The sequence below is a fragment of the Bartonella tribocorum genome (assembly GCF_002777915.1).
Lineage (GTDB): Bacteria > Pseudomonadota > Alphaproteobacteria > Rhizobiales > Rhizobiaceae > Bartonella > Bartonella tribocorum_A.
In genome coordinates this window covers 20,931-45,387 of record NZ_NJGE01000016.1, presented here as the reverse complement: position 1 = coordinate 45,387, position 24,457 = coordinate 20,931, and the positions used below count along the sequence as shown (strand labels likewise).

At 40.6% G+C, this 24,457-nt stretch carries 25 protein-coding genes, 1 other RNA gene and 3 pseudogenes; 10 read left to right on the top strand and 19 right to left on the bottom strand.

The window, feature by feature from the left end:
• Positions 1–4: 4 nt before the first annotated feature.
• Both CER18_RS07030 and CER18_RS07025 read left to right on the top strand, forming a co-directional pair.
• Positions 5–364 (top strand): helix-turn-helix domain-containing protein, encoded by a 360-nt coding sequence (locus tag CER18_RS07030; protein WP_100129324.1) that lies wholly within the window; start codon positions 5–7, stop codon positions 362–364.
• Positions 365–636: 272 nt separating this feature from the next.
• A complete protein-coding gene (locus CER18_RS07025) occupies positions 637–1,017 on the top strand; it encodes a helix-turn-helix domain-containing protein (RefSeq protein WP_245410062.1) in 381 nt (126 codons plus the stop codon).
• A gap of 718 nt (positions 1,018–1,735) precedes the next feature.
• Here the strand turns inward: CER18_RS07025 and CER18_RS07020 are convergent.
• From CER18_RS07020 to CER18_RS06985, 9 genes are all read right to left on the bottom strand, one after another.
• A complete protein-coding gene (locus tag CER18_RS07020) occupies positions 1,736–3,922 on the bottom strand; it encodes an isocitrate/isopropylmalate family dehydrogenase (protein WP_100129323.1) in 2,187 nt (728 codons plus the stop codon).
• Between the two features lie 177 nt (positions 3,923–4,099).
• Positions 4,100–4,228 (bottom strand): hypothetical protein, encoded by a 129-nt coding sequence (locus tag CER18_RS10730; protein WP_280951580.1) that lies wholly within the window; start codon positions 4,226–4,228, stop codon positions 4,100–4,102.
• 390 nt (positions 4,229–4,618) lie between these two features.
• Positions 4,619–5,440, bottom strand: a complete 822-nt coding sequence (locus tag CER18_RS07015; RefSeq protein WP_100129329.1) for a TIGR00282 family metallophosphoesterase — start codon at positions 5,438–5,440, stop codon at positions 4,619–4,621.
• A gap of 18 nt (positions 5,441–5,458) precedes the next feature.
• Positions 5,459–6,064 carry a 5-formyltetrahydrofolate cyclo-ligase gene (locus tag CER18_RS07010; RefSeq protein ID WP_100129322.1) on the bottom strand — a complete coding sequence of 202 codons (606 nt, stop codon included), beginning with the start codon at positions 6,062–6,064 and terminating at the stop codon, positions 5,459–5,461.
• Between the two features lie 16 nt (positions 6,065–6,080).
• On the bottom strand, positions 6,081–6,272 hold the full coding sequence (locus tag CER18_RS07005; protein ID WP_100129321.1) for a hypothetical protein: 192 nt from the start codon (positions 6,270–6,272) through the stop codon (positions 6,081–6,083).
• Positions 6,273–6,306: 34 nt separating this feature from the next.
• A complete protein-coding gene (locus tag CER18_RS07000; RefSeq protein WP_100129320.1) occupies positions 6,307–6,537 on the bottom strand; it encodes a hypothetical protein in 231 nt (76 codons plus the stop codon).
• Between the two features lie 202 nt (positions 6,538–6,739).
• Positions 6,740–6,900, bottom strand: a non-coding RNA gene (gene ssrS / locus CER18_RS06995) — 6S RNA.
• 244 nt (positions 6,901–7,144) lie between these two features.
• A complete protein-coding gene (locus CER18_RS06990; RefSeq protein WP_100129319.1) occupies positions 7,145–7,552 on the bottom strand; it encodes a helix-turn-helix domain-containing protein in 408 nt (135 codons plus the stop codon).
• Between the two features lie 278 nt (positions 7,553–7,830).
• Positions 7,831–8,238 (bottom strand): helix-turn-helix domain-containing protein, encoded by a 408-nt coding sequence (locus CER18_RS06985; protein ID WP_100129318.1) that lies wholly within the window; start codon positions 8,236–8,238, stop codon positions 7,831–7,833.
• 570 nt (positions 8,239–8,808) lie between these two features.
• On the opposite strand from CER18_RS06985, the gene CER18_RS06980 reads away from it, so the two are divergent.
• Positions 8,809–8,997: a TylF/MycF/NovP-related O-methyltransferase gene (locus CER18_RS06980; RefSeq protein WP_100129317.1), complete on the top strand. Its 189-nt coding sequence runs from the start codon at positions 8,809–8,811 to the stop codon at positions 8,995–8,997.
• Complete coding sequence (locus tag CER18_RS06975; RefSeq protein WP_245410063.1) at positions 8,988–10,196, top strand: MFS transporter; 1,209 nt, start codon at positions 8,988–8,990, stop codon at positions 10,194–10,196. Before CER18_RS06980 ends, CER18_RS06975 begins: the two co-directional genes overlap by 10 nt.
• 659 nt (positions 10,197–10,855) lie before the next feature.
• Here the strand turns inward: CER18_RS06975 and CER18_RS06970 are convergent.
• The 8 genes and pseudogenes from CER18_RS06970 to purE form a co-directional block, all read right to left on the bottom strand.
• A complete protein-coding gene (locus CER18_RS06970) occupies positions 10,856–11,263 on the bottom strand; it encodes a helix-turn-helix domain-containing protein (protein WP_100129315.1) in 408 nt (135 codons plus the stop codon).
• Between the two features lie 718 nt (positions 11,264–11,981).
• Positions 11,982–12,092 (bottom strand): annotated as a pseudogene (locus CER18_RS10515) (tetratricopeptide repeat protein); the annotation flags it as partial.
• A gap of 37 nt (positions 12,093–12,129) precedes the next feature.
• Positions 12,130–12,393, bottom strand: a pseudogene (locus tag CER18_RS10510) (hypothetical protein); the annotation flags it as partial.
• A 37-nt stretch (positions 12,394–12,430) separates the two neighbouring features.
• Positions 12,431–12,692 (bottom strand): annotated as a pseudogene (locus CER18_RS06960) (hypothetical protein); the annotation flags it as partial.
• Between the two features lie 37 nt (positions 12,693–12,729).
• Positions 12,730–13,506 (bottom strand): tetratricopeptide repeat protein, encoded by a 777-nt coding sequence (locus tag CER18_RS06955; RefSeq protein WP_100129314.1) that lies wholly within the window; start codon positions 13,504–13,506, stop codon positions 12,730–12,732.
• A 146-nt stretch (positions 13,507–13,652) separates the two neighbouring features.
• On the bottom strand, positions 13,653–13,778 hold the full coding sequence (gene ykgO, locus CER18_RS06950) for a type B 50S ribosomal protein L36 (protein ID WP_004863016.1): 126 nt from the start codon (positions 13,776–13,778) through the stop codon (positions 13,653–13,655).
• A gap of 762 nt (positions 13,779–14,540) precedes the next feature.
• Positions 14,541–15,752 (bottom strand): 5-(carboxyamino)imidazole ribonucleotide synthase, encoded by a 1,212-nt coding sequence (locus CER18_RS06945; protein ID WP_100129313.1) that lies wholly within the window; start codon positions 15,750–15,752, stop codon positions 14,541–14,543.
• A gap of 1 nt (position 15,753) precedes the next feature.
• Positions 15,754–16,251 (bottom strand): 5-(carboxyamino)imidazole ribonucleotide mutase, encoded by a 498-nt coding sequence (purE, locus tag CER18_RS06940; protein WP_100129312.1) that lies wholly within the window; start codon positions 16,249–16,251, stop codon positions 15,754–15,756.
• A gap of 816 nt (positions 16,252–17,067) precedes the next feature.
• Here purE and CER18_RS10505 point away from each other — a divergent pair.
• Positions 17,068–17,220: a DUF5993 family protein gene (locus tag CER18_RS10505; RefSeq protein ID WP_100129311.1), complete on the top strand. Its 153-nt coding sequence runs from the start codon at positions 17,068–17,070 to the stop codon at positions 17,218–17,220.
• A 10-nt stretch (positions 17,221–17,230) separates the two neighbouring features.
• The gene (locus CER18_RS06930; protein ID WP_100129310.1) at positions 17,231–17,806 is read left to right on the top strand and encodes a disulfide bond formation protein B; all 576 of its coding nucleotides are present in this window, start codon (positions 17,231–17,233) and stop codon (positions 17,804–17,806) included.
• Positions 17,807–19,103: 1,297 nt separating this feature from the next.
• Here the strand turns inward: CER18_RS06930 and CER18_RS06925 are convergent.
• A complete protein-coding gene (locus CER18_RS06925) occupies positions 19,104–19,511 on the bottom strand; it encodes a helix-turn-helix domain-containing protein (RefSeq protein ID WP_100129309.1) in 408 nt (135 codons plus the stop codon).
• A 276-nt stretch (positions 19,512–19,787) separates the two neighbouring features.
• Entirely contained in the window at positions 19,788–20,195 is a 408-nt protein-coding gene (locus CER18_RS06920; protein ID WP_100129308.1) for a helix-turn-helix domain-containing protein, read from the bottom strand.
• Between the two features lie 1,230 nt (positions 20,196–21,425).
• On the opposite strand from CER18_RS06920, the gene CER18_RS10285 reads away from it, so the two are divergent.
• The 4 genes from CER18_RS10285 (at position 21,426) to yacG (ending at position 23,552) form a co-directional block, all read left to right on the top strand.
• Entirely contained in the window at positions 21,426–21,605 is a 180-nt protein-coding gene (locus CER18_RS10285) for a hypothetical protein (RefSeq protein ID WP_100129307.1), read from the top strand.
• Between the two features lie 389 nt (positions 21,606–21,994).
• Complete coding sequence (gene infA / locus CER18_RS06910; protein ID WP_004857577.1) at positions 21,995–22,213, top strand: translation initiation factor IF-1; 219 nt, start codon at positions 21,995–21,997, stop codon at positions 22,211–22,213.
• A gap of 237 nt (positions 22,214–22,450) precedes the next feature.
• Positions 22,451–23,200 carry a Maf family nucleotide pyrophosphatase gene (locus CER18_RS06905; protein WP_100129306.1) on the top strand — a complete coding sequence of 250 codons (750 nt, stop codon included), beginning with the start codon at positions 22,451–22,453 and terminating at the stop codon, positions 23,198–23,200.
• A gap of 85 nt (positions 23,201–23,285) precedes the next feature.
• A complete protein-coding gene (yacG, locus tag CER18_RS06900; RefSeq protein ID WP_180299402.1) occupies positions 23,286–23,552 on the top strand; it encodes a DNA gyrase inhibitor YacG in 267 nt (88 codons plus the stop codon).
• Positions 23,553–24,457 lie beyond the last annotated feature (905 nt).

Below are 24,457 nucleotides of genomic sequence, written 5' to 3'. Positions count from 1 at the left end.
TTCAGTGCAAACCAAAAATCCACATTCTAACGATATTTTGATAGGCAAGAGAATTCGTTTGAGACGAGAAATGTTGAAAATGTCTCAAAAACAATTAGGGCACCGTTTAGGGATAACCTTCCAACAAGTCCAAAAATATGAAAAAGGATTGAACCGTGTGGGGGCAGGGCGCTTACAAGAAATTGCTGATATATTGGATATCTCGATTTTCTTTTTTTATGCCGATATTTCAACAAAAGAACATATCTTGCTTCCTTATGAAGACATGGTCTCAAACAAAGAAGAGCATATCCTTTTGAAAAGTTTTAGAGAGCTTAAGCCTAAACAACAAAAAGCAATCTTGTGTTTGATTACTGAGAGATAAAACACAGCTTTAAATTTTATTGTAAATCTTTCGAAATTACTTTATGACTTAAAGATGAGTTTGATCGTTTACGCAGCGATCAATAGGGAACTGAAAGCCCGAAACCTCGATACATAAAATTAACCTACTTTTGTGGGTATCCCGGAATTCCGGGAGTTTTTGCTATGTCCAGGTGTGCTTGCACACTAAAAGCAAAAAGCTGATTCGAGGTCAGTGCTTTCAGGCTCCCGGAATACTTATGCGAGGGCGCTCGCAACCGGAGGGGGTCTTCAGTGCAAACCAAAAATCCGCATTTACCAACCAAAAATCCACATTTTAATGACATTTCAATAGGGCGAAAAATTCGCGTCAGAAGAGAAATGTTGAAAATTTCTCAAAAAGAATTAGGGGACCGCTTAGGCGTGACCTTCCAACAAGTCCAAAAATATGAAAAAGGATTGAATCGTGTGGGGGCAGGGCGCTTACAAGAAATTGCTGATATATTGGATATCTCTATTTTCTTTTTTTATGCCGATATTTCCACAAAAGAACATATCTTGCTTCCTTATGAAGAAATGACCTCAAACCAAGAAGAGCATATCCTTTTGAAAAGCTTTAGAGAGCTTAAGCCTAAACAACAAAAAGCAATCTTGTGTTTGATTACTGAGAGATAAAACACAGCTTTAAATTTGATTGCTGCTCTCCTGAGATTACTTTATGAATAAGCGCGTGGTTCTGGTTGTCCAGTGCGGTTTCATGGGGGGATCTTAAAGCCTTGAAAATTCAAGCAGAGACATTGGTCTGCTTTATAAATATCGCGAGATTCCGGGAGTTTTTGCCATGTCCAAGTGTGCTTGCACACTAAAAGCAAAAAAGCTGATTCGAACTCAGTGTTTTTGACTCCCGGAATACTTATGCGAGGGCGCTTGCACTTGGCGGGGGAAGTGACGCGTGAGCGTTAAAAAAGATAGCAATCTTATGTTTGATTGCGGAAAGATAAAACATGGCTTTAAATTTTATTGTTCATCTTCTGAAATTACTTTATGAATAAGCACGTGGTTCTGGTTGTCCAGTGATGTTTCATGGGGGATCTTAAAGCCTTGAAAATCCAAGCAGAGACATTGGTCTGCTTTATAAATATCGCGAGATTCCGGGAGTTTTTGCCATGTCCAAGTGTGCTTGCGCACTAAAAGCAAAATGCTGAGTCAAGTTCAGCGCTTTCACTCCCGGAATACCAATGCGAGGGCGCTCGCAACCGGTAGGGGGCTTTCAGTGCAAGCTAAAAATCCGTATGTCTTACGACATTTCGAGAGGGCGAAAATGAGAAAAAGACACTCTAGCCAATGTGAGCCAAGCGTTTTTTTTCAATGTTTTTTACAGTGTTAACAGAGGTTATTTGCTTTTTTCCGTTTGCAAAACGCTTTTTAAAACCAACCAAGCCGCATATTCTTGTAAGACAACACCTAAAAGCGGTCGCGTATAGGGAAAGGTAAGATGAGTTTCATCATAGCCTTTCATCTGTACGGTTATTGTTGCATGTCCAAGGCTTTCTTGCTGCTGTTCTAAGGTCTCAATGGAAGGTGATAAGCTTACTTCAACCGCAAGCTGCGGAAGGTTTTTTGCATTTTTTTCTGGTGCGTGGAAATATTTTAAAAGCTCTGGATCATGGATGGACCAATGCACCTCTGCGCGCATGGCTAATTGTTTATACGCCGTGGTCACTTCTCTGCCAACCAAATAGGGGTGAAAATGATTTTCAAATTCTTCGATGAGATGCGGGGACAAGGGGGGAGCTAAGGGGGTGGAAGATTGACCAATCAGTTGCACCAGAACATAAGGGCTTTTCCATAAAAAATGGCGCTCAAAGGGTTCATTTGCAAAATGACAATCAACAAAATGGGCTATGGTACTTTCATCAATTCCAATCAAAGTCCAGGCATACTCCGCGCGCGATAGTGAAGAATATTTCTTCTCATTTTGCTGTAAATAATCCTCTAAAAGGGCAAGAGCTTGTGAGGGGGGACCAGGCAAAACAACAAGTGTGCTTTCATCACAAGAAAGGTAAAAACCAGGGGCTGTACCTGTGGGATTATCCAGCACCTTTGCTGTTTCTGGAAACAAGGCTTGACGCGCATTGTTCTTATCGGGTGTAATCCCTAATCGCGCCAATTGACCTTTTACTGTGTGCCAAACATCTTCATGATGCACCAAAGGTTGCCTGACAGCTTGGGCAACGCTATCACGGGTTTTATCATCAGAGGTTGGTCCTAGTCCTCCACTGATAAGGATAAGATCTTCTTGGCCAAGACATGAAACAATCGTCTCACTGATTTGCTGTAATTGATCCGCACAAACAAAATGACGGGTCACTTGAATATTTCTTTTTTTTAAGCTTTGGCTCAAATCCTGTAAATTCGTATTCAAATATTGTCCTGAAAGGAGTTCATCTCCAACGGTGATAATGGCGGCACGATACACAGAGATAGGATTTACAAGAAAATTGCCAACAGCTTCAGCCATTTGACGGGATGAGGCTTCGCCTCCTCGATCATGGGGGACCGTTTTTCCGCTACGGATAACCTGATCAACACTTTGAGATAATTGTTTTGCTTCTTCTTGAAAGCCTAAATGTTCTAAGAGTAAAGCGGTGGTATAAAGCATGGCAGAAGGGTTTGCTTTATTCTGTCCAGCAATGTTTGGGGCGCTTCCATGAGCGGGTTTAAAACAAGCAATCTGGCTTCCTACATTGGCTTGAGGGGCAAGCTCCAATCCGCCCATGACACCAGCAGCACAATCAGAGAGAATATCGCCAAACATGTTTTCAGCAACAATCACACCAAATTGCTCTGGCTTTGTGGTAATCCACAAAGCAACCCTATCAACATGATGAATATCTGCTTCAATTTCTGGATAGTTTTGCGCGATTTTCTCAAAAATTTTCTGCGCAAATTGTCCACTTTCCCGCATAACATTCAGCTTATCAGCAAAAGTAACGCGCTTTATCCCATGCGCATGTGCATAAGAAAAAGCATAGTCAAATAATCGCTCTAAACCAAAGCGTGTTTGTAAATGGACTGTCCATGCGGCTTCTTCAACACCATATTTTGTCAAATTGGGATGTTTTAACCAAGCAGATGTTTCTGGCGTGATCCCTCGAAAATCTAACCCCGCATCGAGACCTTCACTCTTCTCTGTGATCACACAAAACTTAAAAGGTTTTCGCGGACCCAAAATATATCTTACCGGACGTATCGTGGCAAACAGACCTAACTTTTGGCAAAGTTGAAGGATAGGAGAAACATAGGCAAGGTTTTGCTCCTTTAAATGCGGTGCGCATTCTTTTAAAGCTGCTTCTTTTCCGGGTTCTGTCACAGTGCCAAGTAAAATGGCATCACTTTCAGCTATTTTTTGCCAAGTCGCATGAGGAATAGCATCTCCTTCCTGTTGCCAACATTTAAAACCAATATCACCATGTGTGAATTCTATTGGCAATTGAAATGGCTCTAAGACCATTAACGCTGCATCACAGAGCTCTGGTCCTACGCCATCTCCCGCTAGCACAAGAACTTTCTTTTTCATTATCTCTCCCTCCATGCATCAATGATGGCATTTATCATGACAGAATTTTTCCTCCCATAAATGCAACCAAGCCATAAAAGATAATCTTATATTCATGATTTATACAATGATTTTTCGTTTGATGATGAACCAAAGCTGTGATTTTTTTCCTAGCCCTTAAAAATGTGTCCTTATCCTTCAATCTTGAGCTCGAGAATCCTTATCTTTAAGTCTCCATTCACGTGTCATCCGTTCAATGGTTATGCTTGTCTGATCTTTTACAATCGCCCATAAGACTCTTTTCTCAATAGCTCTTATCGGTTGCATGAAAGGCTCTCATATTTTTTAAGCTGCCAAAAGATGACCTTCTTTCCAATTTTTTCAATAAGGGTAGAAGAGATCCAAGGCGTTGTTGCAAGATTTTATCGCATCATTTTTATCAAGACAAAGCCGTATAAAATGTGACCCCTTTTTATTTTTTCACAGGAAAAGAGGCCTATTTATACGTTTCCTGCCTCTTTCATCATGGCTTTTTGTTCGATCTTTAAGGAATATCCATTCATAAAAATGCGTGAAAATGAGAAGGGATGGGATATTATATTGAAGGCTTGAAAAATCATTTTGCCAAAAGAATTGCCCAGAAGAAAACAGTCGTGCGTGATCATCAATAAGAGCACTAGAAAGAACAATCATCAAAGCGAGGGCTTTGAAAAGAGCCTACCAAAAGTCTGGAACTTCAGGCTTTAAATGAGGACCAATCCGTACGGCTGAGACCTTTTCTGCTAAACCAGTGCGATCTGAAATCTCAACGGCTAAACCACAAAGGGTCGCCGGTCCACACGCTGGTTCAAAACGATCTTGCTTTGTCTTGTAAATAAAACGGTGTAAGGGTTCTTCTTTATCCATGCCAAGGGATGAATTGTAATCGCCACACATGCCGGCATCTGTTAAATAAGCACTGCCACCTTCTAAAATCTGCGCATCAGCGGTGGGAATATGCGTATGGGTTCCAACGATAACACTGACACGACCATCAAGAAAATGACCAAAACATTGCTTCTCACTCGTTGTTTCTCCGTGAAAGTCAAAAATAATGGCATCGGCTTGTTCCATCAAAGAACAGGCAAGGAGAATATTTTCCGCTGTTGCAAAGGGATCTTCTACCTCATACGGCATAAAAACACTGCCCAACAAATTGGCAACAAGAACACGCGCCCCATTTTTCGCTGTAAAAACACCTACACCCCTTCCTGGAGTGTCTTTCAAGAAATTGGCAGGACGTAAAAAACGATCACTCTCAGGCGCATACTGTAAGGCTTCTTTGTGGGAAAAAGCATGGTTGCCAGTGGTGACAACATCAACACCTGCTAATAAAAGATCTTGATACGTCTCTTGCTTGAGACCAAAACCATTAGAGGCATTTTCGCCATTTACGACAACAAAATCAAGCTGCCATTTCTCAATCAGTTGAGGAAGATGCTCAAAGACAACTTTACAGCCTGTGTTCCCAACGATGTCACCCAAAAATAAAAATCTCATAGGCGTTTTAATCACATTTTAACATTTTAAGAAACCTTTTTCTGTAAAAATTCCCTGAACCTGTAGATCATGTTCGGCTCTGGGAATAGAGGAAACCTCCTGACACGAAAATCCTATGCCCCATAAGGTCATTTTATGTCCTTGTTTTTCAAGGGATTCAACCGAACGGTCATAATAGCCCCCTCCATAGCCAAGACGGTGACAGTGACGATCAAACGCTGAAAGCGGAACAATAATCATATTGGGGATAACAACAGCATTGTCTGCACCTGGACCAAAGGTACCAAAACGCATGGGCTCGAGTCGCGTGTTCAGCGAAAATGCTCTGAAAATCATGGTGGTGGCATCAAGCACAGCTGGTAAGGCTAGGCGCCCACCGCGTGATGCTATCGTTTCCAAGAGAGGGCGTGGATCAATTTCCGATTTGATGGGCCAATAGCCTGCCAAAATGAGGCGTGAAAAATCGGTCCCCTTTTTTTCGAGAGTTTCAATAAAGTGGTGACAAGCGCGCTGTGAAAACAGGGCACGCTCTTCTTTTGAAAGAGCTTCACGGCGCGATAAACCACTCTTGCGCTGTTGTGTGCGAAGGGATGAAACTGTTTCAAAAGGGGAACTTGGAGTCATTTTTTTTGCCAAATTATTAAGCTGCTGCCATTTTCCCCATTGTAGCCATTGTTGGCATTTTGTAAATCGCTTTATGGACAAGAGCCCGTGTGCCTGAAACAAGTAGGGTGCGTGTGAAAAACAGGGCAGGCTCTTCTTTTGAAAGAACCTCACGGCGCGATAAACCACTCTTGCGCTGCTCACGTGCGAAGGGATGAAACTGTTTCAAAAGGGGAACTTGGAGTCATTTTTTTGCCAAATTATTAAGCTGCTGCCATTTTCCCCATTGTAGCCATTGTTGGCATTTTGTAAATCGCTTTATGGACAAGAGCCCGTGTGCCTGAAACAAGTAGGGTGCGTGTGAAAAACAGGGCAGGCTCTTCTTTTGAAAGAGCTTCACGACGCGATAAACCACTCTTGCGCTGCTCACGTGCGAAGGGATGAACTATCTTACCGAGGGTTATTCTTTTTTTTCGGCTGTTTGCAAATCTCATAAGTTCAAGCCTATCGTTATTTTGATCTTATGAAAAGAGTCTGTTGCTCTTTGTCTCATAAAAGAGGGGGGATAGAAAAGGGAGATTTATGCAAAAGGGTATGGTCAATTGAGCGTATGATCAATTTTAGAGCATGGTCAATTTGGGGGGAAAATTTTATGGATGCAAAAAAGTTTTATCGGTGTAAAAAATGATGCAAAAAAGGTGATCCACAACAGCCGATGGAAAAAGTTGACCCCGGGAACCTATACAAATAGGTGGGCGCCATATGAAAAAGCCCACGGGCTTAATCAGGGACAGCTCCCTTGGAGATCACTAAGGTCTCAGGAATACGTTATTTCCTGTCGAGAAGCGCAGAACACCCCCTTCAATATAAAACAATTTCACAATTTCTGCTAGAGATAAAATAACCGCAATTTCTTAATTTTTTATAAAGTTTTTTAGAAGGGTTTTTTCATCCTTGTTGGGGATTGCTGGAAATGGCAGCATGAGGAATGGCGTATAGGATTTGCTTGTTGCGCGCGATAGAATACGGCCTTTTAAGAGACGGCATCAATTTTATCAAAAGGGCTCTATGAGCGAATAATGTGGAGTGGGGCGCTTTTGCCTAATCAGAAAGCAAACACAAAATGGCTTTCTGTTTTTTCGGTTTAAGCTCTCTAAAGTTTTTTAAAAGCAAATATTCTTTTTCGCTGGAGATGTTTTGATTACAGTGTGAGGGATTGCCTCGTGAGGCAAGATCTTCTTTTGTAGCAAGATCGGTGGCTAAAAGATCGGCATAAAAAAAGCCTATCGGCACTTGCAGTTTTTGAGCGATTTCAAGCAAACATTTTGCACTGACACGATTTAAACCTTTTTCATATTTTTGGATTTGTTGGAAACTCACTCTTAAAGTGCTGCCTAATGCCTTTTGAGAAAGCCCCATGGCAATGCGTCTATAACGAATTCTTTTGCCTATCGAAACGTCAATAAAACTTGGATTTTTAGTTGGAAAATCTGGATTTCTAGTTGGCATTTTGCACCCCCGCCAAGTGCGAGCGCCCTCGCGTTGGTATTCCGGGAGTTTGAAAACACTGACTTGACTCAGCTTTTTGCTTTTAGTGCGGACAAGCACCTGGACATAGCAAAATCTCCCGGAATTCCGGGATACCCGCAAAGCGGGATAAATTTATGTGTCAAGTCTTCGGGTTTTCAAATCCCTATTGATCGTTGCGTAGACGACCAAAGTTACCCTTTAAGTCATAAAGTAATTTCAAAAGATTTACAATAAAAATTAAAGGTGTGTTTTTTATCTTATGAGACAATCAAACACAAAATCGCTTTCTGTTTTTCAGGTTTAAGTTCTCTAAAGTTTTTTAAAAGCAAATATTCTTTTTCGCTGGAGATGTTTTGATGACAGTGTGAGGGATTGCTTCGTGAGGCAAGATCTTCTTTTGTGGCAAGATCGGAGGCTACAAGATCTTCATAAAAAAAGCCTATCGGCACCTGCAGTTTTTGAGCGATTTCAAGCAAACATTTTGCACTGACACGATTTAAACCTTTTTCATGTTTTTGGATTTGTTGGAAACTGACACCTAAAGTGCTGCCTAATGCCTTTTGAGAAAGCCCCATGGCAATGCGTCTATAACGAATTCTTTTGCCTATCGAAACGTCAATAAAACTTGGATTTTTAGTTGGAAAATTTGGATTTTTTGTTGGCATTTTGCACCCCCGCCAAGTGCGAGCGCCCTCGCATTGGTATTCCGGGAGGTTGAAAATACTGAACTCGAATCAGCTTTTTTGCTTTTAGCGCTGAAAAGCACTTGGACATAGCAAAAGCTCCCGGAATTCCGGGATATCCGCAAAGCGGGGCAAATTCATGTACGAGTTTTCGGGTCTTCAACTCCCTATTTGATCGGTGCGTGGACGATCAAAAACACAGACCTAATCAATAAAGTAATTTCAGAAGATTGGCAAGAAAAATGAAAATATTTCTATAAAACTCAATTGCATGTATAACGCTACAGCCACATATTGCAAAAGGGGTATGGAAGATATAATAAAAACTGATTGATCTACGAAAGATATCCAAATAGCGGGGAATCTTACAAAAAATATTAAACTATTCAAATAGTTACAGCGGATTTATCCACTTTGGTATCTTAATTGTGGAGACAGTGTATTTATGGCAACATGGTCTTTTTAGCATTGTTGGGTGTGAAAAATCTATAGCGTTGCAGAATTTTTAAAGTATGCTTAAACGTTAAAATTTGAAAGACAGAAGGGGGATCTATGAACAAAATCATTAGAACAGCATTGCTGTTGTGCACTGTCATGGTTACTGCTGGTTTTGTTATCATTGATGAGGGGCAATTGCCACGTTGTCAGAAGGCTCTTGATGCTTTTAGGGTGCAAGAAAGAAGCAAAAATCCAATCAGTTCTGCGGACGAAAAAGCAGGAGTCGTATTTTGGTGCAAGTAGATGCAGCAACAAAAAATCGCTTGCGGGTGCTTTTATTGGGGGATGGTATCGTATCATTTGGGGGGTGGATTGATTACATCGTGATTTTGACCGTATCTGTGTTTTTCTGGAAAGCTGATCAATATGATGTCGCTTTTATTGGAGCAGCAACGTTATTCCCTGGGATTGTTTTGTCAAAGCCAATTGGAATGTTGGTCAGTCATCCTTCTATGATCCATTGGTTGCGGGCGTCATTGCTGTTACGAGCACTGTGTACTGTCGTTTTATTGATGGCGACGAGTCTGCAAGGATTTATTGTCTTGGCTGTCATTCGAGCAACATTCAATAGTATTGCTCTTCCAGCAATTTCCGTTCTCAGTGCGAATTCTGTCCCTGAACATGAACGGAGCCGTTACTATTCTGTGCTTAATATGATCAATAGCGCAGCAAAGATGATCGGACCTGCTTTGGGAAGTGCTCTGTCTGCACTTTTGTCAGAGACATATACCTTATTATTTTCGGGATTTTTGACATTCCTAGGCTTTATCGTCTTTTGTTATCTCGGTGCACAACCTGTCTCGTCGCTAAGAATAAAAAAAGCGAACACCACGAAACTACAGCAGAGGCTTTATGGGACAGCTTGGTATGCCTATGTGGGGGTGATGTTCATTTATTTTGCCATGGTCTTTATGGTGAATAATCAATTGCCCGTTATTCTCAGCACAATGAAACTGAATAAACAGACTCTTGGAATGCTGGTATCTGCTTCAGCGATTGGTAATTTTCTCTATGGGTTTTGGAGTGTGAAAAAATCAAAGCATAAACCCCTTACAGGCAAAATATCGGAATTGTTAATGCCAGCTATGTCAACAATGGTTTGTTTTGTCGTGATCTCAGTGTGCTTTTTTTACTTTGATTTACTTCATATCGAAACTCTGTTACTTTGTTTTTTACTCATTGGAATGGTCAGTGCGCGCTTTTCAATATCTTCTAATGTTTATCTGGTAACCAATTTCAATGAACAAATTGGGATCGCTTCTGGATGGGTGCAGTCTATCCAAAATTTAGCAATGTTGGGGGCACCGTTTCTTGGAGCATTTGTTTTAAGTCACACTTCTTCGGGTAAGTTATTCCTTCTTTCTGGCGTGGTTGGATTATGCTGTTTATTGGGGATCAGGATGTGGGTGAACAGTTCTTTGTCAATTGTTTCTTCTAAATGATTGGTGTTGCTTCTGAATGATTGGCTCATCAATGAAACACGTATTTTATTCTATATATGCACTACCGCTTTTTGAGGTTGATATTGGACAATAGATTTTACAATTTAGTTTTTTTGTAAGCGTGTGTAGAATATTTTCGGGGTGGGCTTGTCTATGTATTCTGATGAAGCCCTGAACTTTGTTTACAGAGCAGCGCTTTCGTTTGTCCTTTTCTGTAAAAATGGTGAAGCGTAAAAACGTGGAGACGTAAAAAAGTAAGGGAAAGTGAAGGACGTGGAAGGTTTATACATTGTATAGGATTTCGGGGCTGTATGGGGTGTGGAGGTTTTGGGGTGTGTGGGGCCATCTATCATGTGTATCACATGGTGTGGAATGGGATGAGAGGATTTTTTAGGGGAATAAGTGGAGCGTAAGAGGGGATGAAGAGGTCTGTTAAGAGCCTTGATTGGCAAGAAGAGTGTGTGGGGAATAGAGGAGGGAAAGAATACGTCTCAACAGGTTAGGATGGTGGGTACAAAAGGCGGTAGGGGAAAGGATGCATGAAGAATGGTGTATAGGATTTGCTTGTTGCGCGCGATAGAACACGGCCTTTTAAGAGACGGCATCAATTTTATCAAAAGGGCTCTATGAGCGAATAATGTGGAGTGGGGCGCTTTTGCCTAATCAGAAAGCAAACACAAAATCGCTTTCTGTTTTTTCGGTTGGAGTTCTCTAAAGTTTTTTAAAAGCAAATATTCTTTTTCGCTGGAGATGTTTTGATGACAGTGTGAGGGATTGCCTCGTGAGGCAAGATCTTCTTTTGTAGCAAGATCGGAGGCTAAAAGATCGGCATAAAAAAAGCCTATCGGCACTTGCAGTTTTTGAGCGATTTCAAGCAAACATTTTGCACTGACACGATTTAAACCTTTTTCATATTTTTGGATTTGTTGGAAACTGACACCTAAAAAGCTTCCTAATGTTTTTTGGGAAAACCCCATGGCTATGCGTCTATAACGAATTCTTTTGCCTATTGAAATATCAATAAAACTTGGATTTTTAGTTGGAAAATTTGGATTTTGAGTTGGCATTTTGCACCCCCTCCGGTTGCGAGCGCCCTCGCATTGGTATTCCGAGAGTTAAAAGCACTGAGTTCAGTCAGCCTTTTGCTTTTAGTGCTGAGCACCTGGACATAGCAAAAGCTCTCGGAATCCGGGAGATACCAGTAAAGTGGTATCGATTTTTATGTACTGAACTTAGGGCTTTTAACCCCTCTTGATTGGTGCGTAGACGATCAAAATTGCCTCATTACTAAAGTAATTTCAGAAGATTGGCAAGAAAAATGAAAATATTTGGAAAATGAAAGTATTTTGGGATCTCAAGAATTATCCGATCATGTTGTAAAACACCGCTCTTTCAGGTTGATATTGGACAATAGATTTTACAATTTAGTTTTTTTGTAAGCGTGTGTAGAATATTTTAGCGGTGGGCTTGTCTATGTATTCTGATGAAGCCCTGAACTTTATTTACAGAGCAGCGCTTTCGTTTGTCCTTTTCTGTAAAAATGGTGAAGCGTAAAAACGTGGAGACGTAAAAAAGTAAGGGAAAATGAAGGACGTGGAAGGTTTATACATTGTATAGGATTTCGAGGGTGTATGGGGTGTGGAGGTTTTGGGGCGTGTTGGGTCATCTATCATGTGTATCATGGCGTGGAATGGGGTGAGAGAAAGGTTATGGTGGGAAGAGGCTTGTGAATGGAGCGATAAGTTCTGGATGCTCTGTTGCTTCCATGGTTATGGCTTTAAGTTAAAAAACAATGGAGTTGCGCGGCTCAAGTTCAAGAGCATGGTTGAGATCAAGCATGGCAAGTTTGAAATCATTCAGTTGAAGGTGGACCCAAGCGCGTCTTATCCACGGTTGGAGGATGGGTTAAGGATTTTGTTTATGCACGATGTGTTCAAAGAGCTTGTGGTGATTGTTCATCTAACAGAGCCTCAATGCGTTTTTGAAGCCTGAGCATTTGTGGAGTGTTGCTTAATGCCGCCTCATAAGTTTTGAGCGATAAGTTCTGGATGCTCTGTTGCTTCCATGGTTATGGACTAAGTTAAAAAAAGGCAATGGAGTTGCGCGGCTCAAGTTCAAGAGCATGGTTGAGATCAAGCATGGCAAGTTTGAAATCATTCAGTTGAAGGTGAACCCAAGCGCGTCTTATCCAAGGTTGGAGGATGGGTTAAGGATTTTGTTTATGCACGATGTGTTCAAAGAGCTTGTGGTGACTGTTCATCTAACAGAGCCTCAATGCGTTTTTGAAGCCTGAGCATTTGTGGAGTGTTGCTTAATGCCGCCTCATAAGCTTTGAGCGATAAGTTCTGGACGCTCTGTTGCTTCCATGGTAACGCCTAGTTCAAAAAAGGCAATATAGTTGCGCGGTTCAAGTTCAAGAGCATGGTTGAGATCAAGCATGGCAAGTTTGAAATCATTCAGTTGAAGGTGAACCCAAGCGCGTCTTATCCAAGGTTGGAGGATGGGTTAAGGATTTTGTTTATGCACGATGTGTTCAAAGAGCTTGTGGTGACTGTTCATCTAACAGAGCCTCAATGCGTTTTTGAAGCCTGAGCATTTGTGGATAGTAACTTAATGCCGCCTCATAAGCTTTGAGCGCAAGTTCTGGACGCTCTGTTGCTTCCATGGTAACGCCTAGTTCAAAAAAGGCAATGTAGTTGCGCGGCTCAAGTTCAAGAGCATGATTGAGATCAAGCATGGCAAGTTTGAAATCATTCAGTTGAATGTGAACCCAAGCGCGTCTTATCCACGCTTCAGCGTGAGTGGGTAAAAGTGCAAGAACATTATCGATATAATCAAGCGCAAGCCCATAATCGTCGCGGTTGATTGCATTTTCAGCCCATGACATTAAAAGATCAATCGTCTCGCTTCCCGATTGAGACCATAAATGTTGAAGTTGTTGACTGATCTTTTTTGCCTTTGCAACATCAGCACAATATTTCAATTCTTTCAATAAACGTAAAATTTCCGCTTCTTTGCGTTGCTTTATTCTGTCAACATGAGAAAGCGGCTCTGAGTCAAAATCTTCAAGAATTATCGCTGATGAATCAGAAGGCACTGCGGAAGAGGGAGGAGAATTGGGAATGAGATCATCTAACGGTAAAAGCGATTGAGGAGAAGGGCGATCTTCAGGAAGGGAAGGAGGATTTTGCCCATAACCAGAAGAAATGAAACAAAAAATGCCCATAAAAGAAAGAAAAAGAGTGCGTTGGAAAATACAAAAAAAACGCACCTGAAAAAACCAAAAAGCTTTTAAAATAGAAAGATCCATAAAAACAAGCCCTCAAAAGATAAATCACGAAACATGATCAAACACTGGACTCGTAACAAACGGACTTATAACCCCCAAAAAAAATCTCAAAAGAAAATTTCTAATGCCTACTTCTTGTAGGCATAAAAATATTCACTTTGAAAAAATTAACCCTGACGTGCTCTAAAACGTGGATTCGTTTTATTGAGGATATAAACACGCCCCTTACGACGCACCAAACGATTGTTACGGTGGCGCTCCTTTAGTGCTTTAAGCGAATTTTTAATTTTCATCATCTTCACCGTTTAAACAGCTTACCTAACACAATATCACAATTCATTATAACACAATGTTAAAATTATAAAACAACGTTAAAATTTAACACAATGTTAAAAACGCACTATGAATCATAACCCCAATAAAACAATATACTGCTTATCGCATGAATATTGCATTATGATATCATAGTTGCATCACAACATTACACGATACACTTTTTCACTGTGATCACAAAAATAAAAACGCACCTTAAAGGTACGTATTAACACACTTCATTAGCACAACGAACAAGTGAAAATTGTAAAAAAGTAAGGCGAATTTAACAAGAAGCTTTATTCTTGTCAAGGGTCTCTCTGTGATAAAAAGGCTGTCTTGAGGGGTTGTCTTTGAGGGGTTGCCTTGAGGGGTTGTCTTGAGGGGTTGTCTTTAGGGTAAAAATATTTAAGCAAAAAGGAGAAGAAGGATTAAAGAGTGAAAAACAAGCTAAAAGCTTCTCAGTTTTGAAGAAATAATTTTTGTCAGTGAGGAGAGTTGAAAGGTTAGGAGCCCTGTTCAGTCGCTGGATTGTTAGGGCGGGGTGGGTTTTTGTCTTTTAAGAGGGAAGGGGTGTTTTTAAAAGAACAGGGCTTATAAGGGGGCCCCTGTCAAGGGTGGGTGATTAAGAATTGAAGGGTTTAGAGACGCTGTTCAGCTGCTGGATGTTGATGTGGGCGGTGGTGTTGTTTTTTTTTAGTTCATTGGGAAAAACGTGTGAAAAAGCGTTTGTATATCGGGGGTTAAGATCTGCTGGCTGGTCCCGTTAATTGGATGACATGGCCCATTTTGCGGTGGGGTTGGACAGTTCTTTTGCCATATAAATGGATCGAAGTGTGCTCTTGCGTGAGAAAATATTTTAAAGTGTTCAAATTGTTTCCAAGAAGATTTGTCATTTGGCAATCACTATGGCGATAAGGGCTGCCTAAGGGAAGACCACAAATAGCACGGATATGCTGTTCAAATTGTGAAGTGATGCATGCCTTTTGCGTCCAATGACCAGAATTATGCACACGCGGTGCTAATTCATTCACTAAAAGACGGCCATCTGTTAAGACAAAAAATTCAATACAAAGAACACCAACATAATCAAGGGATTCCATCACTGTCGCGCTGATATCTTGCGCGGCTTTTTGTACCTTAAGGGGAATATGGGATGGAACAAAGGACTTATGGAGTATCCCGTTTTTATGTTGGTTTTCAGGACAATCATAAAAAATATGCTCCCCTTGCTTTGTGCGCGCCGAGAGAACCGAAATTTCCGATAAAAAAGGAACAATCTCTTCCAAAATACACGGCTGTTTCTCAAAAGCATTGAAGGCGTCTTCAAGGGTTTGTTCATCAGGGCGATCAAGCTTGATCTGGTTTTTCCCATCATAACCAAAACGACGCGTCTTTAAAAGACCACGCCCGCTTAAGGTTTCAAGAGCAGAAACAAGAGAAGAAGAATCATCAATAGCATGCCATGAGGCAGTACTGATTCCTTGATCGCGTAAAAATTGTTTTTCAAAAAGTCGATCTTGTGCGATCTCTAAGGCTTTGGAAGAAGGATAAACAGGCTTGCTTTTTTCTACATATTGAACCGTTTCAAGCAAAAGATTTTCAAATTCATAGCTGACAACATCGCACTGAGCAACAAATTCATCTAAGGCTGATGGATCATCATAGGAGGAAATAATATGGGTGTTGGCTGTTTGAGCTGCTGGGCAATCGGATTCAGGGCAAAAAATAACCGTTCGAAATCCTAATTCTGCGGCCGCTATGGCGAGCATGCGTGCTAATTGTCCGCCGCCGATCAAACCAATGACGCTGCCTGGGGGAAGCATGTTGGACGGCGTGGGGGTGCTAGAGGATGTGGGGATAATTTTAGATGAAGGAGGGATGTTGGACGGCGTGGAGGTGCTGGAGGGTATGGGGGTGCTGGATGAAGTGAGTGTGTTGGAAAACGATGTCATTTTAAACCTCTGTTACAGGTGTTAGGGCGACATGGGCTGTTTGTTGCTGACGCCAATCGTCTAATCGTTGAGCGAGATCATGATCGTAAACGGCTATAACGGCTGCAGCTAAAAGGGCGGCATTAATGGCGCCTGCTTTGCCAATGGCTAACGTGCCAACAGGTATTCCTGCTGGCATTTGTACGATTGAAAACAAAGAGTCTTGACCAGAGAGAGATTGTGAATGCACTGGAACACCAAAAACAGGAAGAGGCGTGAGCGCTGCAAGCATACCAGGAAGATGTGCTGCACCACCAGCGCCGGCAATTAAAATTTTAAAACCTGCGGCTTTTGCTTCTCTTGCAAATTGGTAAAGGCGTTCAGGGGTTCGGTGGGCGGAGACAATATGCGAACTATGAGAAATGCCAAGATTCGTCAAAATATCTGCACTATGGCACATCGTTTTCCAGTCCGATTGGCTTCCCATTAAAATCGCAACATCACATGATTTTTTCATCATTCTCTATCCTTTTCAAAGATTCAAGGCGATTCTTTACCATTATTTTTTTAAGAGTTTTATCGTTTCATTGCAAAGCCAATCTCTGGCAGAGAGAGCGTTTTCCTTAAATAAGATTGAACGGTTAAAATTTAAAGGGCGATACAGCAACGCAAATATACTCTCTTGAAGATTCGTGAAGCATTGTTCTTTGGAGTTTGTGGTGTGAAACTTGTTGGATGGGGGAAGATTAAGCAGCGAGCTGTCGTTTACTTTGAAGCAAAAAGTAAAAAAATATAGGCTGGAAATATAGGCTGGACAAAGGCTTTTTAAGTAGAAGGTTTTTTTTGAGAAAATGTCTCATTTCTTGTTGCTAAAATAAATATCCTTACCATATATTTTTAAATATGGTGCAATTTGAAACACTGTTTAGAGCAAAAAAGAGATTTTTATGGCAAAAGTACGTTGCAAATAAGGATATTTTTTGAGAAAAATAACAGAGAGATATCTTTTATTTTAAAGGCTTTTTACTTTGCTGTTCTGGTATGGGGGGAAAATAAGCTCTTTAAATATTAAATAATTGCTGAGATAAAAAACGCAGATAATCAACGCTTAAGCGCTTTTATTCAGAAGCATCTTAAAGCAATGATATCTTTCATCATTTCTTCACACAAATGTAACGCCAAGACCATAAATATAACGCCAATATTAAAGTGAAGGATGAATTGTGAATAATAAATCCATTGTCTCTTTTTTGCCCAATTTTTTAATATGTTGAATTCTTGCAATAAGAAATAACAGTTAAATACCCAAATATTTAGATAAGGAGATTTGAAAGTTATGTTTTTCCCATTTTTAATCGCTTTAGGCACTGCAATAACAACGCTGTATGGCAAAAAAAATATAAGTTATATTTTATGGGCTGTTTTGTTTGTTGTTATTCTTCTTACGTTTAATCATCACGCAACTTCTACTTTAAATTTATCTTTTTGAGAGAATGTCCATGGAAAATGTTGAACAAAAAAATCCTCATTTCGTCATTTTTATGAATACGCTAGGACTGATTGGATTGTCTATCGTCTTGGTGGTCGCTTTTTATTATCAATTGGTAAAATTTGAGTTACCTTGTCCCCTTTGTTTGTTGCAACGCGTTGGATTGATGTTAGCAGGATGTGGGTTCTTGCTCAATATTCACCATAAGGTGAAAAATACCCATTATGGCATGGTTATTATCGGTTGTATGGTAACCAGTGCTGTTGCTGCACGGCAGGTATTTTTGCATATCACACCTGATGATCTGGGATATGGTTCAACGTTCTTTGGATTGCATTTTTATACTTGGGCTTTCATTATCTCTGTCCTTTGTATCTTTGCTGTTGCATTCGTCATGATTTTAGGTGAATTGGCACATAAGTTTAAAGAATTTTCTGCTTTTCCAATCTTGGGCAAAACAGCAAGTTTCTTATTTGTGTTTTTAATTGCGGCAAATTTGATTTCAACCATACTGGAATGTGGTGGCGGACAATGCGCTGATGATCCTGTTCGGTATGAATTGTTATCAAGTTGGTTCCCTTCATAGTTTTGAATTTTTTTAATTATCCCTCATCATAATTTTGCGGTTAAAGAAGCGGAGATGTTGAAAAATCCGCTTCTTTTTTATTGAAGCAATGGTTTATCAAGATCTTTGATCTTTTCAAAGTGGTCTTTGATTGAGAAATTGGCTTTTGGACGTGTTTGCGATTGGTCTTTAGTTAAAGAAAAACTTGCCTTGGAGGTTTTTTTGAATCGCGCGTGATTTTTAAACGGTGTTGAAGGGCGCGCGCGAGGGAGCTTGTCTTGGCTGTTAGATTGTCACGTGGCTAGAGGGGTTTTTAAGGGCGCATTCATGATAATAATTTTTTTCCCTTGATTTTTCTTAACATTGTGTTAAATAAAACTCCATATTCATTTTGGTGCTTCTGAAGTATTTGATATACTTTTGGAGGGAGTAGTTTGAAATTTTGAAAATTATCTCGATAATTTTCTGTAGAGGTTTGTTTATAAAAGACAAACCTTTTTTTTTATTTTCTTTCTAGATGTGTTTTTTCTCTGTGAAGCCTTTATCTTAAAAAAGCCTTTATCTTAAAAAAGAATGAATGTTTTGATGGTGATACTTTTTCATCGAATGCTTTGACTTATAAAGATCAGTAATCCTTTTCAACGTGAATGACAACGTTGGATATAGTAAGATTTCTCATCATAAGCTCTCTTATCTTGAATCAATTCAAATCACTTGCTGGCGCATTATGGGTGGGGGCCATATGGGTAAAAACTGTACATAAAAGGCATGTCTTTTATGAGTCGTTTTAAGCGCTAAGGGTTGTTGCAACATTTTAGAGCTGGCCAATAAAATAATGGACCAGTTTATCTCTATGGTTGCGTTGAGAATAGGGGGGATTTAAGTGAAAATGGGTGCGAGATTTTAAAGGCGTTTGCCTAAAACGTGATACTGCAATCATTTTGTACAGATATTTCTTTAAAAATGCAAAAGCGTAAAAATGTGAATCTGTAAAAAGGATCGGAAAGTTAAGGATGTGGAGGATTCATGGGTTGTAGAGGTTTTGGGGTGTGTTGAGCGTGTATTATGGTGTGGAATGGGGGTGAGAAGGATTTTGGAGAGAACAAGTCTTGTGAATGGAGAGATAAGTTGGAAGGGAGAGGTAGGACGGAGAGTGTATTGATGCGAGGGGAATGAGAATGGCGTGCGTGAGGAGGAAAGGATGGTGTGAAGGAATGGGGCTTGTTTATTGCTCCTGATGGAACATTGCTCTTTGAGGGGGCATCAATTTTATCAAAAGGGCTCTATGAGCGAATAATGTGGAGTGGGGCGCTTTTGCCTAATCAGAAAGCAAACACAAAATGGCTTTCTGTTTTTTCGGTTTAAGCTCTCTAAAGTTTTTTAAAAGGGCGTGTTCTTTTTCGCTGGAGATGTATTGATCATGATGTGAGGGATTGCTTCGTGAGGCAAGATCTTCTTTTGTAGCAAGATCGGAGGCTAAAAGATCGGCATAAAAAAAGCCTATCGGCACTTGCAGTTTTTGAGCGATTTCAAGCAAACATTTTGCACTGACACGATTTAAACCTTTTTCATATTTTTGGATTTGTTGGAAACTGACACCTAAAAAGTTTCCTAATGTTTTTTGAGAAAGCCCCATGGCTATGCGTCTATAACGAATTCTTTTGCCTATTGAAATATCAATAAAACTTGGATTTTTAGTTGGAAAATTTGAATTTTTGGTTGGCACTTTGCACCCCCTCCAGTTGCGAGCGCCCTCGCGTTGGTATTCCGGGAGTTAAAGGTACTGAATCCGAGTCAGTTTTTTTGCTTTTAGTGCAGACAAGCACCTGGACATAGCAAAAACTCCCGGAATCCCGGGATACCCGCAAAGCGGGTTCATTTTTACGCTCGGATTTAGGACCTTTAATCCCTCTTGATCGGTGCGTAGACGATCAAAATATCCTTTAAATGGTAAAGGAATTTTAGAAGATTAGCAATAAAAATTAAAGGTGTGTTTTTTATCTCATGAGACAATCAAACATAAGATTGCCTTTTGTTTTTTGGGCTTAAGCTCTCTAAAGTTTTTTAAAAGCAAATATTCTTTTTCGCTGGAGATGTTTTGATGACAGTATGAAAGGTTTTCTTCTGAAACAAGATCTTCTTTTGTGGCAAGATCGGAGGCTAAAAGATCGGCATAAAAAAAGCCTATCGGCACCTGCAGTTTTTGAGCGATTTCAAGCAAACATTTTGCGCTGACACGATTTAAACCTTTTTCATATTTTTGGATTTGTTGGAAACTGACACCTAAAAAGTTTCCTAATGTTTTTTGAGAAAGCCCCATGGCTATGCGTCTATAACGAATTCTTTTGCCTATCGAAACGTCAATAAAACTTGGATTTTTGGTTGGAAAATCTGGATTTTTAGTTGGCACTTTGCACCCCCGCCAAGTGCGAGCGCCCTCGCGTTGGTATTCCGGGAGTAGTAAAGTACTGAGTCCGAGTCAGTTTTTTGCTTTTAGTGCAGACAAGCACTTGGACATAGCAAAAACTCCCGGAATCCCGGGACACCCACAAGAGTGGGTTCATTTTTACGCTCGGACTTAAGGGTTTACTATCCCTTATTGATCGGTGCGTAGACGATCAATAACATAGGCTAATCAATAAAGGAATTTCAGAAGATTAGCAAGAAAAATGAAAATATTTGGAAAATGAAATCATTTTTTGTATCGGCAATAATTATCCGATCATGTTGTAAAACACTGCTCTTTGAGCTTCAATATTGGGTTTATAGATTTTACGCATTGGGGTGCTTTTTTGGTGCAAGCGGGTGTTGAATATTTTAGGGGTAGGTTGTTTATCGCGCCTTTTGAAGCACTCTCCTTTGGGGGGCATCAATTTTACAAAAAGACTCTATGAGTGAATAATATGGAGTGGTGCGCTTTTGCCTATCGAAATGTCAATAAAATTTGAATTTTTGGTTGGAAAATCTGGATTTTTAGTTGGCACTTTGCACCCCTGCCAAGTGCGAGCGCCCTCGCATTGGTATTCCGGGAGTAGTAAAGTACTGAACCCTAGTCAGTTTTTTGCTTTTAGTGCGGAAAAGCACTTGGACATAGCAAAAACTCCCGGAATCCCAGGATACCCACAACAGTGGGCTCATTTTTACGCTAGGGTTTAAGGGTTTACTATCCCTTATTGATCGGTGCGTAGACGATTAATAACATAGGCTAATCAATAAAGTAATTTCAGAAGATTGGCAAGAAAAATGAAAATATTTGAAACATGAAATCATTTTTTGTATCGGCAATAATTATCCGATTATGTGTAACATCTCCTTTTTGAGAGGCGATATTGGGCATATGGATTTTACGCATTGGGGTGCTTTTTTGTAAGAGAGAGTGTTGAAGGTTTTAGGCGTGGGTTTGTTTGTCGTGCCTTGTGCAGTACTGTCCTTTGAGGGAGGTTTTGACGGTGGGGGATGCTGGGCAAGAAGTTGGAGGGGGATGAGAATTGTTTACAGAGCGGTGTGTGGAGTGCGTTTTGTTCTTTGGGGGAATTTTTTAAGCAAGGGGATTGTTCGGTGGTGGTTTGGAAATTGCGTTTGCCATTTTCTGTAAAAGTGTAAAAGCGTAAAAACGTGGAGGTGTAAAAAGGACTGGGAAGTGAAGGACGTGAAAGGTTTATGCGTTGTGGGGGATTTGTGGTGTGTTGGTGGGGGCATGGGGTTTGTAGGATGGTATGAAATGGGGGTGAGAAGGATTTTGGAGAGAACAAGTCTTGTGAATGGAGAGATAAGTTGGGGTGAGGGGGATGACGGGAGAGTCTTGTGCGTGGAGAGATAAGTTGAAATGGAGAGGTAGGTTTGAGTGAAGAGCGATGTTAAGTGCGGGGATATTTTGACGGGAGCGTGAGAGAAATGGAGGAGAGCAAGAGATATGGAGAGAAAAGTTTGGGGATTGAGCGTAATCTCTTGTCACTGTGAACCAAGATCATCATAAAAATTGGAAGAAATGGGTAAAATTGGAAGAAATGGGTCAGTAAAATTGGGGGAATAAAGTTGTCATGCTCAAAATGTAAGGTGAGGTTTTTTGAGAACAGAGAAAAGAAAACTTGAAAAACCTTTCTCTTTTTGATGAATTTTTATTCACAAATTTAAGAAAATAAGGTATGAACGCTGGAAAATAACGCACAGCTTAACAAAATATGTGCATTGTAAAGGAAATGATGGTTTATGTCAAAAGAAGAAGTTTTAGAATTTTCTGGTATCGTTACCGAACTCTTACCGAATGCGATGTTTCGTGTGAAACTGGAAAATGATCATGAAATTATTGCCCATACCGCTGGAAGAATGCGAAAAAATCGTATTCGCGTGTTGGCTGGTGATAAAATTATGGTCGAAATGACCCCTTATGATTTGACAAAAGGACGCATTACATACCGCTATAAGTAGCCTCGTTGGAGGGTTTGCACTTTTTTGTAAAAGTCATAATATTTTTCCTGTTATTTTTAACAGACTTTTAGGGTGCCTTCGATGCGTGAGAAAAGGTGAATGTTTAAAATGACCTTGAATAAGATGTCAAATCAGTGCAAAAAAAGAATAAGGAGATTAATAGCGCTTAAAATGCGGCGCGTAAAACGGAGCGCTTAAGACGGGGGAAGAGAAAAGCCGTTTGTGCAAGGGGTGGAAATGAAAATTATAAGAGAGTGGGGGAAAAAACATTTGGCGGAAACTCTTGGAGAAGAAATTCATTTGGTGCTTGCCTCTGCTTCGCCAAGGCGTTTGGCACTTTTAGCGCAGATAGGGATTGACCCTCAGCAGGTTTATGCAAGCGATATTGATGAAACACCAAAATTAAAAGAACATCCTGCAAAACTTGCCAAACGTTTGGCAAAGGAAAAAGCGCTAAAAGCGCAAGAGATTTTAAACTGGTACACGCAAAAGGCTCAAGAAAATCAAAAGCCCCAAGAAAATCAGAAGACCCAAGAAAAATTGCACAACGTTCAAGAAAAATTGTCTGGGCAGAAAATGATTATCTTGGCCGCTGATACAGTGGTGGCTGTTGGGCGTACCATTCTTCCCAAACCAGAAAGCGAAGATGAGGCTTATGAATGTTTACGTTTCCTTTCTGGACGCGCGCACAAGGTCTATGGTGCCGTTTGTGCTTTGAATGAACGGGGGAAAATAACCGTAAAATTGGTTGAAAGTCGTGTTCGTTTTAGGCGCTTAACCTCTTCTATGATGAAGGCTTACCTTGCTTCAGGAGAATGGCAAGGAAAAGCAGGTGGCTATGCTATCCAAGGAAAAGCAGGGGCTTTTGTGGTCTATATCGCGGGATCTTATTCTAATGTTGTGGGATTGCCTTTGGCGGAAACAGCCGATCTGTTAACCGCTTATCATTATCCACTTTATCTGCATTGGGTGGAAGAAACGCCGTAGAAAAATTTTAAGCCAAGAGCCATACAGGGCAAAAAGCACCAGAAAGAGCACAAAAAAGCCCAAAGCAGAAATGAAATAAGGTAAAATGAAAAAAAAAGAAACAGAAGAAAATTTAACGAAAGAGGAAAGAATACAGACGTCTCAAAGTCAAAAGAAGCTCTCTGAGCAAAAAGAACCTAATTTGCCAAAAGAGCACCGTCCTCCGCATCCTTGTCCTATTTGTGGTCAAATGTCTCAAAAGTCTGCTTATCCTTTTTGTTCTACACGATGCCGCGCCATTGATCTTAATCGTTGGCTTTCGGGGGTTTATATCCTTCCACCCCCTCCACAGATTAGTGATGAAGAAGAGTGAAGGGGGCATGTCTCTTAAGGAGAAAATGCTGAGAGAGCTTTTTTGTATGGACGCTGAAGAGAGGCAGGTCGTGTTCTAGCGTGGGGGCTGTGAGTGAGGATACTTTGCGTACTGGATTTAAAAAGAAGCTTGAATTTTAGCGGATGGGTGATGCGGCTAAAGATAATGTTTGAGTTTTTTTGTTGCTGAAGGGGTATTCCTATGCTGGAGATTGCATGAGCTTTACGTGTTGAAGTAAGGCAGGAGGAGGGGAAGGGTTGGTTTGGTCCTATCTGATACATGTTTTTTTAAGGGGGTGAAGGAATATTTTGGGGGATAAGAAGCTGGGGCGTTGTTTAAAGATCTTTGTTTACAGAAGTGGCGTGGTGTGGTGATTTGGAAGTTTCGTTTGGCTTATTTCTGTAAAAATGTAAAAGCGTAAAAACGTGGGAGATGTAAAAAAGGAAAGGGGAAGTGACGTGAAGGATTTCTGCGTTGTGTATGTAGGTTTGGGGTTGTGGAGGCTTTGCGGCGTGTTAGGAAGCTTGTTGGTGGAATTGCTGAGTTTTGCGTGATTGAGGTGAGGTTTGAGGGGAAAGCGTTGCAGGAGTCTTGAGGGTGCTCAGCTTTTTAAGGAAGTTGGAGGGTGTCAGGAAGGCTCTGGACATTTGAGTTGAGGGGGGTAGGGTTGGTGAAAAAGGCATGAAGTTGAAAGAGACTTTAAGGAGAGTGAGGATGGGAATGAGAAAACGGAATGTTAGAAAGCCATTGGTGGCATGCTGCGTGCGTTTTGCGTGATTGAGGTGAGGTTTGAGGAGGGGAAGGGTTGGTTTGGTCCTATCTGATACATGTTTTTTTAAGGGGGTGAAGGAATATTTTGGGGGATAAGAAGCTGGGGCGTTGTTTAAAGATCTTTGTTTACAGAA

What these genes read in the sequence shown, in the direction of transcription:
- CER18_RS07020 (WP_100129323.1), bottom strand. Translation starts at nt 3,922, where the DNA reads ATGAAAAAGAAAGTTCTTGTGCTAGCGGGAGATGGCGTAGGACCAGAG.
- CER18_RS10730 (WP_280951580.1), bottom strand. Translation starts at nt 4,228, where the DNA reads ATGCAACCGATAAGAGCTATTGAGAAAAGAGTCTTATGGGCGATTGTA.
- CER18_RS07015 (WP_100129329.1), bottom strand. Translation starts at nt 5,440, where the DNA reads ATGAGATTTTTATTTTTGGGTGACATCGTTGGGAACACAGGCTGTAAA.
- CER18_RS07010 (WP_100129322.1), bottom strand. Translation starts at nt 6,064, where the DNA reads ATGACTCCAAGTTCCCCTTTTGAAACAGTTTCATCCCTTCGCACACAA.
- CER18_RS07000 (WP_100129320.1), bottom strand. Translation starts at nt 6,537, where the DNA reads ATGAGATTTGCAAACAGCCGAAAAAAAAGAATAACCCTCGGTAAGATA.
- CER18_RS06990 (WP_100129319.1), bottom strand. Translation starts at nt 7,552, where the DNA reads ATGCCAACTAGAAATCCAGATTTTCCAACTAAAAATCCAAGTTTTATT.
- CER18_RS06985 (WP_100129318.1), bottom strand. Translation starts at nt 8,238, where the DNA reads ATGCCAACAAAAAATCCAAATTTTCCAACTAAAAATCCAAGTTTTATT.
- CER18_RS06980 (WP_100129317.1), top strand. Translation starts at nt 8,809, where the DNA reads ATGAACAAAATCATTAGAACAGCATTGCTGTTGTGCACTGTCATGGTT.
- CER18_RS06970 (WP_100129315.1), bottom strand. Translation starts at nt 11,263, where the DNA reads ATGCCAACTCAAAATCCAAATTTTCCAACTAAAAATCCAAGTTTTATT.
- CER18_RS06955 (WP_100129314.1), bottom strand. Translation starts at nt 13,506, where the DNA reads ATGGATCTTTCTATTTTAAAAGCTTTTTGGTTTTTTCAGGTGCGTTTT.
- ykgO (WP_004863016.1), bottom strand. Translation starts at nt 13,778, where the DNA reads ATGAAAATTAAAAATTCGCTTAAAGCACTAAAGGAGCGCCACCGTAAC.
- CER18_RS06945 (WP_100129313.1), bottom strand. Translation starts at nt 15,752, where the DNA reads ATGACATCGTTTTCCAACACACTCACTTCATCCAGCACCCCCATACCC.
- purE (WP_100129312.1), bottom strand. Translation starts at nt 16,251, where the DNA reads ATGATGAAAAAATCATGTGATGTTGCGATTTTAATGGGAAGCCAATCG.
- CER18_RS10505 (WP_100129311.1), top strand. Translation starts at nt 17,068, where the DNA reads ATGTTTTTCCCATTTTTAATCGCTTTAGGCACTGCAATAACAACGCTG.
- CER18_RS06930 (WP_100129310.1), top strand. Translation starts at nt 17,231, where the DNA reads ATGGAAAATGTTGAACAAAAAAATCCTCATTTCGTCATTTTTATGAAT.
- infA (WP_004857577.1), top strand. Translation starts at nt 21,995, where the DNA reads ATGTCAAAAGAAGAAGTTTTAGAATTTTCTGGTATCGTTACCGAACTC.
- CER18_RS06905 (WP_100129306.1), top strand. Translation starts at nt 22,451, where the DNA reads ATGAAAATTATAAGAGAGTGGGGGAAAAAACATTTGGCGGAAACTCTT.
- yacG (WP_180299402.1), top strand. Translation starts at nt 23,286, where the DNA reads ATGAAAAAAAAAGAAACAGAAGAAAATTTAACGAAAGAGGAAAGAATA.